At 34.4% G+C, this 18,600-nt stretch carries 17 protein-coding genes; 4 read left to right on the top strand and 13 right to left on the bottom strand.

Annotated features, from left to right (window positions below; genetic code table 11):
* Positions 1–7: 7 nt before the first annotated feature.
* From murD to mraZ, 8 genes are read right to left on the bottom strand one after another with little or no spacing between them, the layout of a single operon-like run.
* Positions 8–1,345, bottom strand: coding sequence for a UDP-N-acetylmuramoyl-L-alanine--D-glutamate ligase (murD, locus tag Q0910_RS08765; RefSeq protein WP_299215580.1), 1,338 nt, complete (start codon positions 1,343–1,345; stop codon positions 8–10).
* A gap of 14 nt (positions 1,346–1,359) precedes the next feature.
* Positions 1,360–1,713, bottom strand: coding sequence for a four helix bundle protein (locus Q0910_RS08760; RefSeq protein ID WP_299214994.1), 354 nt, complete (start codon positions 1,711–1,713; stop codon positions 1,360–1,362).
* A 34-nt stretch (positions 1,714–1,747) separates the two neighbouring features.
* Complete coding sequence (gene mraY, locus Q0910_RS08755; RefSeq protein ID WP_298317643.1) at positions 1,748–2,977, bottom strand: phospho-N-acetylmuramoyl-pentapeptide-transferase; 1,230 nt, start codon at positions 2,975–2,977, stop codon at positions 1,748–1,750.
* Positions 2,978–3,032: 55 nt separating this feature from the next.
* On the bottom strand, positions 3,033–4,496 hold the full coding sequence (locus tag Q0910_RS08750; RefSeq protein ID WP_299214991.1) for a UDP-N-acetylmuramoyl-L-alanyl-D-glutamate--2,6-diaminopimelate ligase: 1,464 nt from the start codon (positions 4,494–4,496) through the stop codon (positions 3,033–3,035).
* Positions 4,493–6,487: a penicillin-binding protein gene (locus tag Q0910_RS08745; RefSeq protein WP_299214988.1), complete on the bottom strand. Its 1,995-nt coding sequence runs from the start codon at positions 6,485–6,487 to the stop codon at positions 4,493–4,495. The genes Q0910_RS08750 and Q0910_RS08745 overlap by 4 nt, the downstream gene beginning before the upstream one ends.
* Before the next feature lie 7 nt (positions 6,488–6,494).
* Entirely contained in the window at positions 6,495–6,806 is a 312-nt protein-coding gene (locus Q0910_RS08740; RefSeq protein ID WP_298541483.1) for an FtsL-like putative cell division protein, read from the bottom strand.
* Positions 6,803–7,699 (bottom strand): 16S rRNA (cytosine(1402)-N(4))-methyltransferase RsmH, encoded by an 897-nt coding sequence (gene rsmH / locus Q0910_RS08735; protein WP_299214983.1) that lies wholly within the window; start codon positions 7,697–7,699, stop codon positions 6,803–6,805. Before rsmH ends, Q0910_RS08740 begins: the two co-directional genes overlap by 4 nt.
* Complete coding sequence (mraZ, locus tag Q0910_RS08730) at positions 7,686–8,156, bottom strand: division/cell wall cluster transcriptional repressor MraZ (protein WP_299215578.1); 471 nt, start codon at positions 8,154–8,156, stop codon at positions 7,686–7,688. The genes rsmH and mraZ overlap by 14 nt, the downstream gene beginning before the upstream one ends.
* Positions 8,157–8,460: 304 nt before the next feature.
* Between mraZ and Q0910_RS08725 the strand changes: the two genes are divergently transcribed.
* A complete protein-coding gene (locus Q0910_RS08725; RefSeq protein WP_299214980.1) occupies positions 8,461–9,225 on the top strand; it encodes an alpha/beta hydrolase in 765 nt (254 codons plus the stop codon).
* Between the two features lie 13 nt (positions 9,226–9,238).
* Positions 9,239–9,844, top strand: coding sequence for a ribosome biogenesis GTP-binding protein YihA/YsxC (yihA, locus tag Q0910_RS08720; protein WP_299214977.1), 606 nt, complete (start codon positions 9,239–9,241; stop codon positions 9,842–9,844).
* Here the strand turns inward: yihA and Q0910_RS08715 are convergent.
* Genes Q0910_RS08715 through gldB form a run of 3 tightly spaced genes read right to left on the bottom strand, consistent with a single transcriptional unit; the run spans position 9,841 to position 11,624 of the window.
* The gene (locus Q0910_RS08715) at positions 9,841–10,206 is read right to left on the bottom strand and encodes a GTPase (RefSeq protein ID WP_299214974.1); all 366 of its coding nucleotides are present in this window, start codon (positions 10,204–10,206) and stop codon (positions 9,841–9,843) included. The genes yihA and Q0910_RS08715 overlap by 4 nt on opposite strands.
* Before the next feature lie 60 nt (positions 10,207–10,266).
* Positions 10,267–10,605 carry a gliding motility protein GldC gene (gene gldC / locus Q0910_RS08710; protein WP_298541490.1) on the bottom strand — a complete coding sequence of 113 codons (339 nt, stop codon included), beginning with the start codon at positions 10,603–10,605 and terminating at the stop codon, positions 10,267–10,269.
* Positions 10,605–11,624 carry a gliding motility lipoprotein GldB gene (gene gldB / locus Q0910_RS08705; protein ID WP_299214971.1) on the bottom strand — a complete coding sequence of 340 codons (1,020 nt, stop codon included), beginning with the start codon at positions 11,622–11,624 and terminating at the stop codon, positions 10,605–10,607. Before gldB ends, gldC begins: the two co-directional genes overlap by 1 nt.
* Positions 11,625–11,739: 115 nt before the next feature.
* Here gldB and nadE point away from each other — a divergent pair, with 115 nt between their 5' ends.
* Both nadE and Q0910_RS08695 read left to right on the top strand, forming a co-directional pair.
* The gene (gene nadE, locus Q0910_RS08700) at positions 11,740–12,528 is read left to right on the top strand and encodes an NAD(+) synthase (RefSeq protein WP_299214968.1); all 789 of its coding nucleotides are present in this window, start codon (positions 11,740–11,742) and stop codon (positions 12,526–12,528) included.
* A gap of 152 nt (positions 12,529–12,680) precedes the next feature.
* Complete coding sequence (locus Q0910_RS08695) at positions 12,681–13,313, top strand: response regulator transcription factor (RefSeq protein WP_299214965.1); 633 nt, start codon at positions 12,681–12,683, stop codon at positions 13,311–13,313.
* Here the strand turns inward: Q0910_RS08695 and dnaG are convergent.
* On the bottom strand, positions 13,310–15,271 hold the full coding sequence (gene dnaG, locus Q0910_RS08690; protein WP_299214961.1) for a DNA primase: 1,962 nt from the start codon (positions 15,269–15,271) through the stop codon (positions 13,310–13,312). The two genes, Q0910_RS08695 and dnaG, sit on opposite strands and share 4 nt — an antisense overlap.
* A gap of 140 nt (positions 15,272–15,411) precedes the next feature.
* Complete coding sequence (locus Q0910_RS08685) at positions 15,412–18,426, bottom strand: T9SS type A sorting domain-containing protein (RefSeq protein WP_299214958.1); 3,015 nt, start codon at positions 18,424–18,426, stop codon at positions 15,412–15,414.
* Between the last annotated feature and the right edge of the window lie 174 nt (positions 18,427–18,600).

Genomic DNA, 18,600 nt, shown 5'->3' with positions numbered 1-18,600 from the left:
TGTTTCATTACAACTCACGTACAGCTTCTTTAAATTGCCTCCCACGCTCTTCGTAATTTTTAAAAAGATCAAAACTTGCACAAGCTGGTGACAACAACACATTTTCATTACGCTCTGCAATTTTATAAGCTATATTAACAGCTTCTTTCATAGACTGCGTCTCTACTATATTATCCACGCAATTACCAAAAGCATTAATTATTTTACTATTATCTACCCCTAAACAAATAATTGCTTTTACTTTTTCGTTAACTAAAGGATATAGCTCTGTATAATCATTTCCTTTATCAACACCACCAACAATCCATACTGTTGCTGATTTCATAGCATCTAGTGCATAAAAAGTAGCATTAACGTTTGTTGCTTTAGAATCATTCACATACTGAACATTGTTTATTTTAAGCACATTCTCTAGACGATGCTCCACTCCATGAAAATTTTCAAGACATTCTCGTATCGTAGTCTTTCTAATTTTCAATAATTGTGATACCGTGGCCGCTGCCATTGCGTTTTTCACGTTGTGATTTCCTTTTAATGCTAAATTTTTTGTTGGCATGATAAATTCGTTGTTGTCTATTGTTATTTTTATGTTTTTTCCTTCCAAATACGCTCCATTTTCTACCTTCTTCTTTAATGAAAATGGTAATAATTTTGAACGAATAGGATGCTCTTCTATATACTTTGTAATTACCTCATCATCTCCATCATAGATGAAGTAGTCACCTTCTGTTTGATTCATTGTAATCCTGAATTTTGAAGCGATATAATTTTCAAATTTATATTCATATCGATCCAAGTGATCCGGTGTAATATTCGTTAGCACTGCAATATGCGGTGCAAACTTTTTAATTCCATCCAGCTGAAAACTACTCAACTCTAACACATAATATGGTGTATCATTTTCTGCAACTTGCTTTGCAAAACTATCTCCAATATTACCGGCCATACTTATGTCCAAGCCTCCATTCTTCAATACATGATTCGTAAGCATTGTGGTAGTAGTTTTACCATTGCTTCCTGTTACTCCAACAATTTTAGCTAATGTAAACTCTGAAGCAAACTCAATTTCTGATACCACAGACATTCCTTTGTTAAGTAGCTTCTGAACCAAAGCTACTTTATCAGGGATTCCTGGGCTTTTCATGACTACGTCTGCATTCAGAATTTTATCTTCTGTATGTGTTTGCTCCTCCCATTCGATTTCAAAATTTCCAAGAACTTCTTTATATTTATCTGTAATTGTTCCCTTATCAGAAACAAATACATCAAATCCTTCTTTTTTACCCAGAATAGCAGTTCCCACCCCACTTTCTCCTGCTCCTAAAACGACAAGTCGTTTTTTAATTTTTGAATCACGATTCACGATTTACGATTTCTCATTGTTTTTATTGAAGCAACAACTATTGATAATAATTCATTTGCTTCAGCCAACAACCTTTTTATTTCTTGATGTTCTTTTTGTGATATTTCAAAAAAGATCTCCAAAAAGTACATACACTCATCTGCTTCTTCCTCAACAATTTTTAATTTATGTATGAAATCAGCATCAGATTTAGCTCTACAAGCCGCTCTATAATTGGCTCCAACGGAGCTTGAACATCTAATCAATTGTCTACAAAAAGCATCATATTCTCTTGTTACTGGAAACTTTCCGCATAACTGCCAACAATCAATTGCAAATCTCTTTGTTCTATTCTTTAATACTTCTTTCACAAATCGTTAATCTAAAATCTTATATCTTAAATTCTTATCTCACTTTTAAAGTAATCACAGCAATGATTGCCAGAAAAATTCCGATAATCCAAAATCTAGCTACAATCTTACTTTCGTGTATTCCTTTTTTCTGATAATGATGATGTAATGGCGACATTAAAAATATTCTTCTTCCATCCCCATATTTTTTCTTGGTATATTTAAACCAACTCACTTGCATCATCACTGATACGATTTCTATGAAAAAGATTCCGCATACAATCGGAATCAAAAATTCTTTACGTATTGCAATGGCTATTACTGCTATTATCCCTCCAATTGTCAAACTACCAGTATCTCCCATAAAAACTTGTGCCGGATAGGTGTTATACCATAAAAAACCGACCAATGCTCCTGCAAATGCGGCTATGTAAATCGTCATCTCACCAGAATTAGGGATATACATTACATTGAGATAATCAGAGAAAACAATATTACCTGATACCCAAGCAAATAATGCCAGTGTGAGCACAATAATCGCTGAGGAACCAGCGGCCAATCCATCGATTCCATCTGTAAGATTAGCTCCATTAGAAACAGCTGTTACAATAAAAATCACAATAGGAATAAAAACTAACCAAGCGTAATTAGCTAAACTTGGATTGATCCATGTAATCAAGCTAGCATAATCAAACTCATTATTTTTAATAAACGGCAAGGTTGTTTTTGTAGATTTGATTGCAGGGTTAAAATCCGATTCACCTTCTACCGTTACAACTTGTTCTATATCAGAATTAACCTTTTCTTCTTTAACTGTAATATCATCATGAAAATACATAGTACACCCCACAATAAGTCCAAGTCCCACTTGGCCTATTACCTTAAATCTCCCGGCTAATCCTTCTTTATCTTTCTTTTTAATTTTTAAGTAATCATCTGTAAAACCAATAACACCCATCCACAAAGTGGTTATGATCAAGAGGATGATATAAATATTGTCAAGTTTAGCAAAAAGTAGTGCTGGAACTAGTGTAGCTAAAATTATTATAATTCCACCCATAGTTGGAGTACCTGCTTTTTCAGCCTGTCCATCTAAACCAAGCTCCCTAATACTCTCCCCCATCTGTTTTTTTTGCAGAAAAATTATGATTCGTTTACCATAAATAGTAGAAATCAATAGCGATAGAATAATTGCCATTGCCGCCCTAAATGTGATAAACTGAAACAAGGATGCTCCAGGAAATTGGTATTCACTTTCTAAATATTGAAACAAATAATATAACATATATATCTTCACCTTTTATCTCCATTCTAAACAGAACAGCATTGAAAGGATTTATTTATTTTCCTATTTTTTTTAGTTCTTCTTTTACTATTTCAAAATCATTAAAATCTATTCGCTCTCCATTTATTTCCTGATAGGTTTCATGACCTTTGCCTGCTATCAAAATAATATCGTTCTCTTCTGCGAATTGACAAGCAGTTCTTATAGCCTGCTTTCTATCTGTAATTGACATTATTTTCTTATAATTCTGAGGTTCTACACCTTTCTCTATATCTTCAATAATTTGTTCGGCACTCTCTGTTCTTGGGTTATCACTAGTAAAAACCACTTTATTACTTAATGTAGTAGCGATATTACCCATCACAGGCCTTTTTCCTTTATCTCTATCACCTCCACAACCTACCACGGTAATTAAAGTTTCATTATTGGTTCGTATATCATTAATTGTTTCTAACACATTCTTCAGAGCATCCGGTGTGTGTGCATAATCAACTATAGCAGTAATCTTTTTATCTGAAATTAGATATTGAAATCTTCCACTAACACTTTCCAGATCACTTAGTAGCTGTAAAATCTCCAAAGTTTCAAGTCCTAATAATTCTGCAGTTCCAAAAATTGCTAATAGATTATAGGCATTAAAACTTCCTATAAGTCTTGTCCAAACATCATTATCGTTTATCTTCAACAGCAGCCCACCAAGGCTATTCTCTAAAATTTGCCCCCTAAAATCTGCATAAGATTTTAATGCATACGTATATTGTTTAGCCTTCGTATTTTGAAGCATGAAGCTTCCGTTTTTATCATCTTTATTAGTTAATGCAAATGCCTTATTACCTAATTCATCAAAAAATACTTTTTTTACATCCCTATACTCTTTAAAAGTATTGTGATAATCAAGATGATCATGTGACAGATTCGTAAAAACACCTCCTTCAAACACCAATCCAGCTGTACGCTTCTGATCAATTCCGTGAGAGCTTACTTCCATAAAACAATATTCTACACCGGTATCATTCATTTCCTTTAGGTAGTAGTTTATTGTTAAAGAATCTGGCGTTGTATGGGTTGCCTTATATTCTAAATCATCAACAAGAATTTTTACCGTAGATAGCAAACCAACTTTATAACCAGCCTTTTTAAAGAGTTGATACAACAAAGTAGCTATGGTTGTTTTTCCGTTAGTACCTGTTACTCCCACAAGTTTTAAATTCTCTGATGGAGACCCATAATAATTGGCCGCGATAATTGCCAGTGCTCTCTGTGCATCTTCTACCTGGACATATACTAAACCATCAATCAAGAATTCTGGCATTGTTTCGCATATGATAGCGATTGCTCCTTGATTAATGGCCTTTTCTATATAATCATGACCATCTACCACAGTTCCCTTAATCGCAACAAACACATCATTCTGTTCGACTTTTCTTGAATCGAATTCAACCTTTTTAATACTTGTGGTTGTGTTTCCAACAACAGCATTCATAGGGACTTTATATAAAATATCTTTTAACTCGATCACGATAACTCTATTCTAATAGTTTGATTGGTTTGTACTTTGGTTCCTGGTTCTATCGATTGACTCTTTACTTTACCCGAGCCTTTTACTTCTACTTTTAATCCCATATTTTCTAAAAGAGAAATAACATCCATAGCCGGCATCCCTTTTAAGTTTGGCATTATAGTTTTATATTTTCGCGCTTTCTGAAAGTATTCCTCATAGCTTTTTGCTATTTCTTTGCTTTCAACAATGTTGGGAGACACCTCATCCACAACTGGTATATCGTTATAAACTTTTAGAGCTATTGTTTTAAAAACCGGAGCTGCAACGATATTTCCGTAGTATCCTTTTTCTTTATTAGGCTTATGAATAACCACTATACAAGAATATCTAGGATCTTCTGCAGGAAAATACCCCGCAAAAGAGGATATATACTCTCTTTCTTTAGCTTTCCCATAATTACCCCAACATGTACCTGTCTTTCCAGCTATCTGAAAATTCTCGGTCTGTATATTATCGGCTGTTCCTCTGATTACTACATTTTTCATCATTTCCTGCACAATTTTCGCAGTTTCCTTAGAACATATTGCAGGATTAAGCACCTCTTTATCAAACCTTTCTTTGGTTTTATCCCAAGCCTTTACTTCTTTTATGAAACGTGGCTTTACCATCTCCCCATTATTAGCAATAGCATTGTAGAAAGCTAATGTTTGCAACGGAGTTATTGCAACACCGTATCCGTGCGCCATCCATGGCAGTGTTGTGCCATACCAATCTTTATCACCTGGATAAGGGATTTTTGGTTTGCCCTCACCTTTAATAGATAATCCTAAGGTTTTATGTAACCCCATATTCATTAATCGGTTCACAAACTTCTTTGGGTCATTCTTATAATTTTCGTCAATTATCTTTGCAAAAGCAGTATTTGATGATAATTCAAATGCTTTTGCGGCAGATATTTTTCCGTATCCACCCCATTTGGAATCCTTTACAACTCTATCATAAAATTTTACACGACCATTTTCTGTATCTACCACATAACTAGAGTCAATAACTTTATCTTCTAAAGCTGCCACCATAGCCATTAGTTTAAATGTTGATCCTGGTTCGTGAGATTCTCCTACTGCATAATTCAATTTTTCGTAGTATTTACCTGATTTAGTACGACCAAGATTAGAAATTGCCTTTATCTCTCCAGTTCTGGTTTCCATCACCACCACAGTTCCGTGTTCTGCTTCGAACCTTTCTAACTGAGCCAATAAAGCATGATGTGTGATATCCTGAACATTCACATCTATTGTAGAAATCACATCATATCCATCCTGAGGTTCTACTTCATTAGCATCTCCAATAGGTTTCCATTGATTTTTTGCAATTTTTTGTTTTCTACGTATCCCGTCTTTTCCTCTTAAAAAGGGACCATAAGCACCTTCTAATCCAACTCTGGTATAATACCCTTGATCATCGCGGCGTTCGTACCCAACAGTTCTTTCTGCTATTTTTCCAATCGGATGTTCGCGAATTGTTCGCTGTTCTACGATCAATCCTCCACGGTTTGCACCGTATTTCAACAAAGGAAAATTTTTAACACGCATGTATTGAGAATACCCTAAATTTCTTTGAATCAAAAAGTACCTGTTTTTATTGTCTCTAGCTCTCCTTAATACATCATCGTAATGTTCTGCAGATTTCCCAAACTCTTTTGACAATGCTTTAGATAATTCTGTGATATTTTCTCTGAAATCTTTGTCTGTTACCGTAACCGCATCAAAACGAATGTCATATTTAGGCACCGATGTAGCCAACAAATTACCTTTACTATCATATAAATTGCCACGGTTTGCTGGTATATCAAATGTTTTAAAAACACGTTGTTCTCCCTTAGCACGATACATATCACCCTCTACGAATTGTGTTTTCGCCAGCTTTACCACAACTAAAATTGCGAAGATGAACATACATCCCGCAATGAAGTATAACCTGTTTAATATGTTTTTATCTTTTACTGCCAAAACAACTTTATTCTTTTACTATTATTTTTTGTGGTGGTCTTGTTGGTCTTTTTATTCCTTTTTTTGTCATCTTTTCGATGACAGATGATTCCATTTTTAATTGCATCAATTCTGTTCTACCATCTACAAATTGAGTTCTTAATTCTCGCACTTCATTATTTAATTTTGCAATTTCATGAACTTTGCTTTCTGCATTATGAGAACTCGCAATCATGATGATTGCCAAAAATGACAAAAAGAGCAGCATACGCCAGTTCTTCATTGCATCATCTGCAATTAGAAACTTACCTTTTAATATATCATATACTGTTTGCTTCAAATCCTTTTCGCTATTCTTAGTTTCGCACTTCGTGCTCTGTTATTTACTTTAATTTCTTCATCTGTAGGAATTATCAAACCACCTACTTTTTTAAAAGGCACAGAAATATTGCCATACACATCTTTCTCAGGTTCTCCTTCAAACAACCCGCTTCTGATAAACCTTTTTACCAACCTATCTTCTAAAGAGTGGTATGATATCAGACTGATTCTTCCTCCTTCATCTAATACATCTTGTGTTTGTAATAGAAACTCTTTGAGAACCTCGATTTCCTGATTCACTTCTATTCTGATAGCCTGGTATATCTGTGCTAATATTTTATGTTCTTTATAATTTGGCATAAAAGGTTTTAGCACTTCCTTTAATTCTGCACTCGTTTTGATGGGCTTATCTTTTCTTGAGCTAACGATTGCTCTTGCCAGTTTAGGTGCGTTTCTCAACTCTCCATACTGAAAAAACATTGTTCTCAAATCCGACTCGTCATATTCATTAACCACATGATAAGCTGACAGCTCATCACCCTGATTCATTCTCATATCCAAATCCGCTTCAAACCGAGTAGAAAAACCTCGTTCTGCTACATCAAATTGATGAGATGAAACTCCAAAATCACCTAAGATTCCATCTACTTTTCGCACTCCGTGAAAACGAAGAAAACGCTTGATAAACCTAAAATTCTCATTAATCAAAACAAATCTCTCATCATCAATGGCATTAAGTAAAGCATCTTTATCCTGATCAAAAGCATATAATTTACCCTTTGGTCCAAGCCTTTTTAGAATCTCTCTAGAATGCCCTCCTCCGCCAAAAGTCACATCTACGTATACACCATCAAGTTTGATCGCTAGACCATCGACAGTTTCTTTTAGCAAAACCGGGTTATGATATTCCATCTGTTTCATCGTCAAATCCCATTACTTCTTCGGCAAGGTCAGCAAAATCCACTGCGGCATCATCAATTGCTTTTTCATACTGCTCTTTATCCCAAATTTCTATAATATTAACCGCAGAAGACAACACCAGTTCTTTTGTGATTCCTGCGAAACTCACTAAATCCTTTGGTATCAAAAGACGGCCACTAGCATCAATTTCTACTACTTTTACTCCGGCAGTAAACCTTCGGATGAAATCGTTGTTTTTCTTTTTAAACCGATTTAGCTTATTCATTTTTTGCATCAAAAGATTCCATTCCTCCATAGGATACAACTCCAAACAAGGCTGAAATACAGCTCTTTTTAATACAAATCCATCTTGCAATACAGGCGAAAGTTGTTTTTTAAAAGCAACAGGTATCATCAGACGTCCCTTAGCATCTGCTTTACACTCGTATGTACCTATAAGATTTACCACTTTTGCTTTCTTGCTGCTATAATTAGTCAAATATATTGAAAAATTTACCACTTTTTACCACAATCTACCACATTGTTAATAAGTTGTCATTGAAAAGTGAGGCCAGCTACATTCATAAACTTTAATATTTTGTCCATCAATAAGGTATCCTTGGAGGCATAAAATCTTGGTTTTGACGTATTCATGATTAAAAAAAATGATCGATTAAAAAAATCTAAAAAAATCATATCGCAGTATTGATAAAAAATCTTCAAACTAATTATGAAAATGCTATATTTGCTTTTAATTCTTGTAAGAAGTATTAATGAAGCACGAATTAAAAAAAGACGGAAAATTCAGTTATCTTGAATTAGGGGAAGGCACACCAATCGTGATTTTACACGGACTGATGGGTGGCTTAAGTAACTTTGACGGTGTAAGCACTTATTTTCCGGAAAACGGATACAAGGTGTTGATACCCGAGCTTCCGCTATACGAAATGCCGTTGATAAAAACTAGCGTTGGTACTTTTGCTAAATATCTTAAAGACTTTATTGATCAGCTTGGATACAAAGAAGTAATCTTACTGGGTAATTCTCTGGGAGGACACATTGGTTTATTATGCACTAAAATGTTTCCCGAAAAAGTAAAAGCTCTGGTAATTACAGGTAGTTCAGGACTTTACGAAAGCGCCATGGGTGAAAGTTACCCTAAAAGAGGTGATTATGAATACATTAAGGCTAAAGCAGAAAATGTATTTTATGATCCCGCAATTGCTACTAAAGAAATTGTTGACGAAGTATATGCCACAGTTAATGACCGAAATAAGCTTATAAGAACATTAGCAATTGCCAAAAGTGCCATACGACATAATATGGCTAAAGACCTACCTAACATGAAAACTCCAACTTGTATTATTTGGGGTAGAAATGATAATGTTACTCCTCCTGAAGTTGCAGATGATTTTAATAGATTGTTGCCCGATTCTGATTTATACTGGATAAGTAAATGTGGACACGCTGCCATGATGGAACATCCAGAAGAGTTTAATAAATTATTACATTCTTGGTTACAGGAGCGTAATTTCTAATCAACCACAATTTATGAAGATTAGTAGCGCTGAATTTGTAATGAGCAACAGCGATGTAGCAAAATGTCCAAAGAACGATTTGCCCGAATATGCATTTATTGGGAGATCCAATGTGGGTAAATCTTCCTTAATTAACATGTTAACTAGCCGTAAAAGTTTAGCAAAGACATCTGGAAGACCTGGAAAAACACAACTAATCAATCATTTTTTAATTAATAAAAATTGGTTTTTGGTAGATTTACCAGGCTATGGTTATGCAAGAGTTTCTAAATCATCTAAAAAAGTATTTCAGAAATTTATTACTGCATATTTTTCTAAAAGAACACAGCTAGTTTCTGCATTTGTCTTAATCGATTCTAGACATGAACCGCAGAAAATTGATTTGGAATTCATGCAATGGTTAGGCGAAAATCAAATTCCATTTTCCATAATTTTCACAAAAGCGGATAAACTCACAAAAACCAAATTACCCTTAAATATTGAAGCTTATACGAATGAAATGCTTAAGTACTGGGAAGAGATGCCTAACTATTTTATTAGCTCATCTTCTTCTGGATTAGGTAAAGACGAAGTATTGAACTACATACAAGAAATAAACCAGAAAATGGCTAATTCTTAAGTCAATTTCTTTCTTAAAGCTCCTATTAAATCTTCTACAGAATTCATCAAATTTAGTTCGTTAGCATTCATCAGAACATCTAATCTACTATCTTTTTCCTCTAGAATTATAGGATACTGAAACTTTTGATATTCAACCTCATTAAATTCTTCTATAAATTCATCTTTATACTTAAAAACGAATTCATAGGAAACAATCTCTCTAAACTCTTTCCAAATTTTATTCTCAGAAAAATTTCCGTGTGTTAAACTACAAAGATCGCAAGAATATGTAGATGGACTTATAATTTTATGTGCAAAATCCAAATACTTATTCCAAATATTAGCATCAGCGTTATATATGAATATAATTGTTCTTTTCAACCTTTCGGTTTTTGATACTTCAGTCGACAAAAAGAGTAACATCTTAATATCAAAATGAGATTATTTTTCCTTTAACTCCAGTTTTTCTGCAAAATAATCACAAAAATCTTTCATTGTTGCAGACATCTTTTCATCCTGCGTAGCTCTGTTAAATGTTTCGCTCATGGACACTAAAGTCTGATGAAAAAACACCTTCATCTCATCAACAGGCATATCTTTTGTCCATAGATCAATTCGAAGACTTTCTTTACTCTTATTATCCCAAACCGATAATAACATTGCCTTGGTTTCTTCGTTTTCAATTCCACCATCTTTAGCGGTCCAGTGCAACTTTTCTGGAACTTTATTTTCATCAAGTTCTATTTCAATTTTGATTTCAGATTTATGAGTATTTGCCATTATCTTACGGGTTTATATTTTGAAGCGTTAAAAATCGTTTCAGCATCTGTTAATAATAATTGCCGCAAAGATACATTGTTATTTTTCATGTATGAACTTACTATTTTCCAACCGATATACTGCCCAACTCTATCCGGTGCCTCCTGATCGATTTCTTCTAAATAAAACTTAGAAAAAGGCGCTGGATATAGGAATCTAGGTAACAAATCAGCTTCTGTACTATATAATAATTGACGATCAATAAAGTACCTCCATATTTCTTCTTCATTTGCTTGTGCCCAAGCAAATTGGTCTTCTGTATATGCCATTTTTTGACTGCCTAAAAAACCAGGAAGAAACAAATCTTTTAGATACATTTCTTTTCCATAATATATCATATTTGCTAAAAAAGTTCTATTTCTTGGTAATTCAACCAACTGTTTAGCATACATAGTAGCTACATCTGGTAAAATTTGATCTCTTACAAAACGACCTTTAAGATACGACTGTATGCCGCTATAAAAGTGATGGTCAGTTCCCAAATAAGTATCAAGAGAAATAATCAACAAATTATCTGATAAGATAACTTTACGTTGATAATCGACATTAGATGTTACAGTAATTACTCTTGGTACTATAACTTCCGGGAAATAATATTTTATATGTTGCAAGAGAGATTGGATCTGTTCTTTTTCTGTTGAGAAATTACTAAAAGCCTTTTCCACCTCGTTATTAATCTCCAACTGTATGGTATCTTTGGTTTTTTGAATCCAGACACTATCAGGAGTTTTTTCTGGAAACAAAAAAGGGTATCTCATCTTTACATCTGCCAAATTTTCTTCTGTTACATCCGCAAAAATTCTATCAAAACGTTCAATACCAATTTCTACAGGTATTGCCGCTATTTCTTTTTCGATTTTATTTTCTTTTGCACATGACCATAAAACGCAAAAAACTATAACTATTTTTAAAAACTTAATATACTTCATTATAATATTATCATATCTACATAAATAATTACCCTTATCCTTTAACGCCATCTTTTTTTATTAATTTTATAACCACAAATTTAATATTATCAAATTACGTTTTGCAAGATAATTGTTTACAAAAGCAATACTAACTTTAATACAATCATTACTAAAAGAAATAAATATGCAAACTGAAAAAGTAATTGACCACATTGTAAATTGGCTGAAAGATTATGCAACTAAAGCAAACATTGATGGATTTGTTGTTGGAATTAGCGGCGGAATTGACAGTGCGGTTACCTCTACTTTATGCGCTAAGACAGGCTTAAACGTTTTATGTGTAGAAATGCCAATACATCAAGCTCAAAGCCAAGTAACCAGAGCACAAGAACATATTTCTCAACTAAAAGAAAGATTCAATAAAGTATCTGACACTCAAGTAGATCTAACACCGGTATTTGAAGAATTTAAAAATTCTGTTCCAAAAAGTGATTCTGACACACGCTTAAACCTGTCTCTAGCCAATACCAGAGCGCGATTGAGAATGACTACCTTATATTATTTAGCTGGACTACATGGGTACTTAGTAGCTGGTACTGGAAATAAAGTTGAAGATTTTGGAGTAGGCTTTTATACTAAATATGGTGATGGCGGCGTTGATATAAGTCCAATTGCAGATTTATTAAAGAGTGAAGTTTATGAATTAGCAAGAATACTGGAAGTACCTGATTCGATACAAGTTGCTACTCCAACTGATGGTTTATTTGGAGATAGTAGGAGTGATGAGGATCAGATTGGAGCGAGTTATGACGAATTGGAATGGGCTATGAAAATGAAGGACTTAGGTAAGAAAAATGAAGATTTTTCTGGTCGAGAACAAGAGGTCTTTAAGATTTATTCCCGTTTAAATACGGTAAATCAACACAAAATGATACCGATTCCTGTCTGTGAGATACCCGTTAATCTGATTTAAACAACATTTTATCGATAACTTCATAAAAAAAAGTTTACGACTAGTAGTTCTTAGTAATTTTGCAATGAAACTAAATATCAGAATTACCCCTAGAGATGTTAACCCCTTTAAATTAATTATTAAAAATTAACATTTATCAATTGTAAACAAGAATGACAAACGTACTAATCGCAGATCATCATCCTATTACTAGAAAAGGGATTGTTTCTTTACTTAGGAACTCTGAAGATTTTGAAATCATCGGAAAAGTAAGTAATGGAAACGAAATGTATGATATTCTGAAAACTAATACTCCTGACATATTGATCATGGAATTAGACTTGCCTCAGATTAATGGCATTATGGCATTGCGAACCATAAAAAAAGAATTCACAGGAATTAAGGTAATTATTTTCAGCTCTCATCCTGAAGAAATGTATGCACTAAGTGCTATTAAAGCTGGTGCTTCTGCTTATTTATCAAAAACAGTCGCCACTAAAACTCTTAAGAAAGCAATAGAGCGTGTTGCTCGTGGAGGTATTTACCTTAATGATAACCTAACTCAACAGTTAGCTAATGGTAATACCAACGAAAATAACATGGTTGTGAAGTACAAGAAACTATCTTCTCGAGAAATAGAAGTATTAAATTTATTGTCTTCAGGAAAGCGTAATAAAGATATCGCCAGCACTTTATCTATAAACGAAAAAACCGTTAGCACATACAAAACCAGATTACTTAAGAAATTAAAAGTAGATAATCTAGCTGATCTAATTCATCAATCCAGATTATTACATATTAATTAAATCACACGATTTAATTTCCTATAGAGCAGTCTCCTAAGGGTATAATAATTATTAATATCCTCTAGTATGCTTCTATTATCATCAAAATTTTGAGCTTTCACCTCTCGTGAAAGCTCATTTATTTTTTCGTTAATTAAAAATCTTCTCAAATTAAGAATTGTATCAGAAACATACTGTGATACAGAATGTTCTTTCTTCTTCACATGAATTTCCATGTCTACCCATCTGTGAAGAGAATGTCGCTCTTCATCCATCATAATTTCTGTAATTTCATAAGCAACCTCTGGTGGGATTTGATTTATGAAATGCTCAATTTTAAAATCCTCTTGCTGATTTAACTGATCCATCAAAATTTTATACACTTCCTTAAATGTGCTTTGCGTAAATTCAATTTCATCCTCCTGAAGATCCAGGTATATTTTCTCAAAAACCTTTGTTGTATATAGTTCTGGCTCCAGAATTAATTCTCCTTCATCATTTTCTTTCATAATAAGATCCTCAAACTCTTCTTCATGAGTTCCATATAATAATAAGATTTCAATAATCTTTTTTTCTAGACCGTTTTGCTCATTTATCTTGGGTTGTTGTTGAACTTGCTGTTTTACAACTTCTAAAGGCTTTTTACCTTCTTTTTGCTGTTTTCGTTGATCTTTGATATCAACATTACGCATTTGAGCCAGCGTATCAAAAAGCACATCTTCTGAGATATCCATGATGCGTGAACACTCCTGCACATAGATTTCTCGTTTAATAACATCAGGAATTTTAGCTATACTCGCTACCATATCCCTTACTAACTCAGCTTTTTTAATAGGATCTGTTTTAGATTCTTCTTGTAAAAGCGAAGCTTTAAATCTTATAAAATCCTGAGCATTTTCCTCTAAATAAGCTGTCAGCTCCTCTAATGTATTTTGCTTAGCAAAACTATCAGGGTCTTCTCCGTCAGGAAAACTACATACTTTTACATTCATTCCTTGCTCCAGAATCAAATCGATCCCCCTAATTGATGCACGCATACCTGCGGCATCTCCATCAAACAAAACAGTAATATTTTTAGTAAGTCGATTTATCAATCTGATTTGATCTGATGTAAGTGCAGTACCAGAAGAAGACACCACATTTTTCACTCCTGTTTGATGAAACTGAATCACATCTGTATACCCTTCTACCAAATAACAATTATCTTCTTTTGCTATTGATTGCTTCGCATGATATATACCATAAAGCACTTTACTCTTATGATAAATATCACTTTCTGGAGAGTTCAGATATTTTGCAGCCTTCTTTTCATTGGTCAAAATCCTTCCACCAAAACCTAACACACGACCAGACATCGATTGAATAGGAAACATTACTCTTCCCTTAAATCGATCAAATTGCTTTTCTTCTTTTACAATGGTAAGCCCAGTTTTCTCTAAAAACTCCAGTTTATATGCCTTTTTTATTGCCTCTGACGTAAATGCATCCCAAGTATCAGGAGAATACCCTAATCCAAACTTCTGTATTGTCTCTATAGTAAAACCTCGTTCTTTAAAATAAGACAAACCTATCGCCTTACCTTGTTCAGTCTTATGAAGCGTATTTTGAAAAAAAGTATTTGCAAACTCACTGACCAAATACATGCTTTCTCGTTCGTTAGCTTGCTCTTTTTGTTCGTCAGTTTGTTCTGTTTCTTCAATTTCTATGTTATACTTCTTCGCAAGATATTTTATTGCTTCAGGATAGGTGAAATGTTCATGTTCCATAAGGAACGCCACTACGTTACCTCCTTTGCCACTAGAAAAATCTTTCCAGATTTGTTTAACCGGAGAAACCATAAAAGATGGTGTTCGTTCTTCACTAAAAGGACTTAACCCTTTAAAATTACTTCCTGATTTTTTAAGCTGTACAAAATCCCCTATCACCTCTTCTAATCTGGCAGTTTCGAATACAGTATCTATGGTTGACTTATGAATCATTAAGTAATAAATGTAATATTATACAACTAGCAAAAATAAGACAATTCATTGAGACTCCATTTCTCAATTATTTATATAAACAAAGAGGCTGCCTTAAAAAAGACAGCCTCCTTGTGGCTAAATATAGCTTTAGCGAATTACTATTTCGCGATCACAAATTTTCTTGTCACCATAAGTTCTTCTTTATCAGAAATAAAACGGATAAAATAAGTACCAGTAGCTAAATTGCTTATATCTATTTGTTGTTGAGTTCCCTGGTTAGTAATTTCTTTTACCAGTTGCCCATACATAGAGAAAATCTTCACATTATCAATAGACCTATTACCAACAGTTACATTTAATGTACTTGAAGCAGGATTCGGGTATATGTTAAATGCATCATTATCTACGGAACGAAGTCCACTAAGAGGATATGTGTCTAACCTAGCACCACCTTCTATACAGAAATCTGTCGCTTCAGAACTACCAAAATCTCCTCCTGTTACAATTGTTCCTCCTGCACTAGATAATGTATAAGAACCATTACCAAATCCACAACAGATACCATCTCCAAATGAATCAGAAATAGTGAATGTATATGTATCATTTGCTAAACCTGCAAAAGTTTCACTTACAGTTGATCCATCAGGGTTTGCTGTGGTATAACTATCTGAAGCTACTACAGTTCCTCCAGAATTTGTTAATGTCCATGAAGTTTCCTGAGGATAATTATCAAATGTAATGCTTAATGTTACATCTCCAGAAACACAATCTCCGCCTCCTGGTCCTCCGCCAGCAGTTAATCTTACGTCGTCAATAGCTGCATCAGCTCTCCAAGTGCTACCTGTCACTCTATTGAATCTTAACTGTAACCCAGAACCTAAATAAGCTGATAAATCGATACTAGCAGTTTGCCAAGAATTACCCTGATTACCACTTATACTCCAAATACTAGTCCAAGTAGCACCTTCGTCATTACTTGCCTCTACATCTAGAGATCCAAAATTATTAGCTCCGAACGCGTGATATTGGAATGAGAAAGTAGCAGAAGTTGAATCGTTAAGATCAAAACAAGGTGAATTTAAAATCGCCTGCTTATTAGGAAATCCAGTTCCGTTACCAGAAGCCTCTACATAAATATAGTTTGATCCATCTACAGCACTAGAAGGTCCTGTATTATTAGATGGAGTACCACCAGCGTCTACTGTCCAATCAAGATCATCTCCTGCAGCTTGAGTCCAAGCACCAAGACCAGCTTCAAAACTCTCCGCATAAGGTGCTACTATTCCATTAAGACATCCTGGACCTGTTGTACTTTCTAATGTAGTTATACTCACCGTATTACTTGATCCTGATTCATTTCCAGAAGCATCCTTAGCAATTACAAAGAAAGAGTATGTTGTTTCTGGTGTTAGACCTGTAATTGTAGTAGTTGTTCCAGCAACTGTTGTTGCTACTACTCCATCTTGATAAACATCGTATCCTGTTACTCCTACATTATCTGTAGATGCATCCCAGTTTAATGTTGTCTCTCTAGCTGTTGTATTTGATGCTGCTAAGTTTGCAGGTGTAGAAGGTGCTTCTTCATCAATTATAGCTGGTTCTATCTTGAAAGCAACTACATGACTTCTTCTAACATTAGGAGCAGGACCTTTCATATATTCTGCAATATGCCAGAAGGTCATATCATCTAATGGATCAACAGTCATTTGCCCATAATCTCCATAACGACCGTCAGATCTATTATTTTGAGCATCTCCGTCTGCAGAAACTTCTTCTGCCATTGTCATAGTGCCAAGCGGATCATTAGCCTGACGACCTGTATATCTTAGAGAAGTAAATACTGAACTACTAACTACTGTATATGCCAATCCTATGTTACCTTGAGAATCCTGTGCAATACTACCACAGAATGCACTTAAACCATCTGGTTGTACATAAGTACCTTCTTGAAAAATTGTCCATGGCTGTCCATCTGCAGTTTGCCTTAATTCATACCAACGAATACCTGCTAGGCTATCAGTACCATCTAAATCAACAACAAAATTTAAGACCACTGAATTATGAGTTCCGAATCGTCTATATTGGGTCATATACATCATAGTAGCCTGTAACGCATCAATATCAGGACCATTACCTGGCTCGTCTAAATTCTGAAATGAACCTCCATCAAACACACTATCAAACGGAGAAGTAGTAATCTCCTGTGGTTGCGAAATTGAAGAATTACTAGGAGTAGCCCAGTCAACATCAGTTGTCCAAACTTTCAGGTGATCATTAGAAACACCTGCCCAACTATCATCTTGTAAATAAATTATAGAATGTCCAACTCCAACTGGAGGCAATGTTGTTCCAGTAGCATTAGAGCCTCCTGGACTATAAAACCCATTAGTCTCCGCTCCTGGTAGTGGAAATCCAATTAACTGAGCAGAAGCTTCTCCTGCAAGCATTTGGTCTCTATTTACCGCAAATACAACATCATTAGAATCTGGAGCATTTTGATCTTTATTAGCTGTGATGTAATATCCATCACTCCAAATTGATAATTTTTCATAATCAGGAAATGTTCCCGTATTAAAACGATACGTAAACCATCCTGAGTTTACCGGATCTGGTCCCTGACTTACAGCAATTAAAAATCCATTTGGAGTATTACTAAATTGCATAATAATAAATCTATCTGCAAAATTATCATAAACCACTACCGGATCTCCTAATGACTCACCTGGGAATAGCGTTGCAAGTGATGCTTCTGGTAACAGAACATTTCCTGCTCTATCTAAAATACCAAAACCAGAGTTAAATGCATATACATAGTGATTAGGTCCAATTGCTCCCGTGGCATCATTTAGAACCGTACCGATATGTGCATCAAATGAAGCTAATGGCGCTCTCATCTGCACTCCTGATCCACTTTTTTCTACACCAGTATAAAAAGGATCTTCTCCTTTTGGAAATCCTTTACCAGGAACTACGGTATTAGAACCTCTTCTTTTAGGAGGAGCAACATGCCCTTGATCTTTTGCTGAGATGATATTATCCATTTTGGAAAATGCCGGTATTACTCTCATATAAACAGATTCGCCAAAAGTATTGGCTTTTTTTGGTCCTACTTGGGCAAGCATACCAAAACTGCAAAGCATTAAAAATGCTACGTAATAGAATTTTGTTTTCATATATCTAAAATTTGGTTAACAGTTACATAGTTATGTACCAATTTTAGCATAAGTAGTTTATCTCTAACTTGCGGAAAAAGGGGGAATACACAAGCCACAGTTTTAATAAACCTTAAAAAAATCAAAATTTCAAGGGATCTAAATATATGCTATTTATATAGAGAATAAAAAAAA

Source organism: uncultured Aquimarina sp. (assembly GCF_947495315.1).
Taxonomy (GTDB): Bacteria; Bacteroidota; Bacteroidia; order Flavobacteriales; family Flavobacteriaceae; genus Aquimarina.
The sequence above is the reverse complement of the archived record's forward strand: the minus strand, read 5'-3'. Positions and strand labels throughout refer to the sequence as shown.

Excerpts from the sequence above, each read along its gene's own strand:
- mraY (WP_298317643.1), bottom strand. The coding sequence starts at position 2,977 with ATGTTATATTATTTGTTTCAATATTTAGAAAGTGAATACCAATTTCCT.
- rsmH (WP_299214983.1), bottom strand. The coding sequence starts at position 7,699 with ATGGAATATCATAACCCGGTTTTGCTAAAAGAAACTGTCGATGGTCTA.
- Q0910_RS08725 (WP_299214980.1), top strand. The coding sequence starts at position 8,461 with ATGAAGCACGAATTAAAAAAAGACGGAAAATTCAGTTATCTTGAATTA.
- yihA (WP_299214977.1), top strand. The coding sequence starts at position 9,239 with ATGAAGATTAGTAGCGCTGAATTTGTAATGAGCAACAGCGATGTAGCA.
- gldC (WP_298541490.1), bottom strand. The coding sequence starts at position 10,605 with ATGGCAAATACTCATAAATCTGAAATCAAAATTGAAATAGAACTTGAT.
- gldB (WP_299214971.1), bottom strand. The coding sequence starts at position 11,624 with ATGGCGTTAAAGGATAAGGGTAATTATTTATGTAGATATGATAATATT.
- nadE (WP_299214968.1), top strand. The coding sequence starts at position 11,740 with ATGCAAACTGAAAAAGTAATTGACCACATTGTAAATTGGCTGAAAGAT.
- Q0910_RS08695 (WP_299214965.1), top strand. The coding sequence starts at position 12,681 with ATGACAAACGTACTAATCGCAGATCATCATCCTATTACTAGAAAAGGG.
- dnaG (WP_299214961.1), bottom strand. The coding sequence starts at position 15,271 with ATGATTCATAAGTCAACCATAGATACTGTATTCGAAACTGCCAGATTA.
- Q0910_RS08685 (WP_299214958.1), bottom strand. The coding sequence starts at position 18,426 with ATGAAAACAAAATTCTATTACGTAGCATTTTTAATGCTTTGCAGTTTT.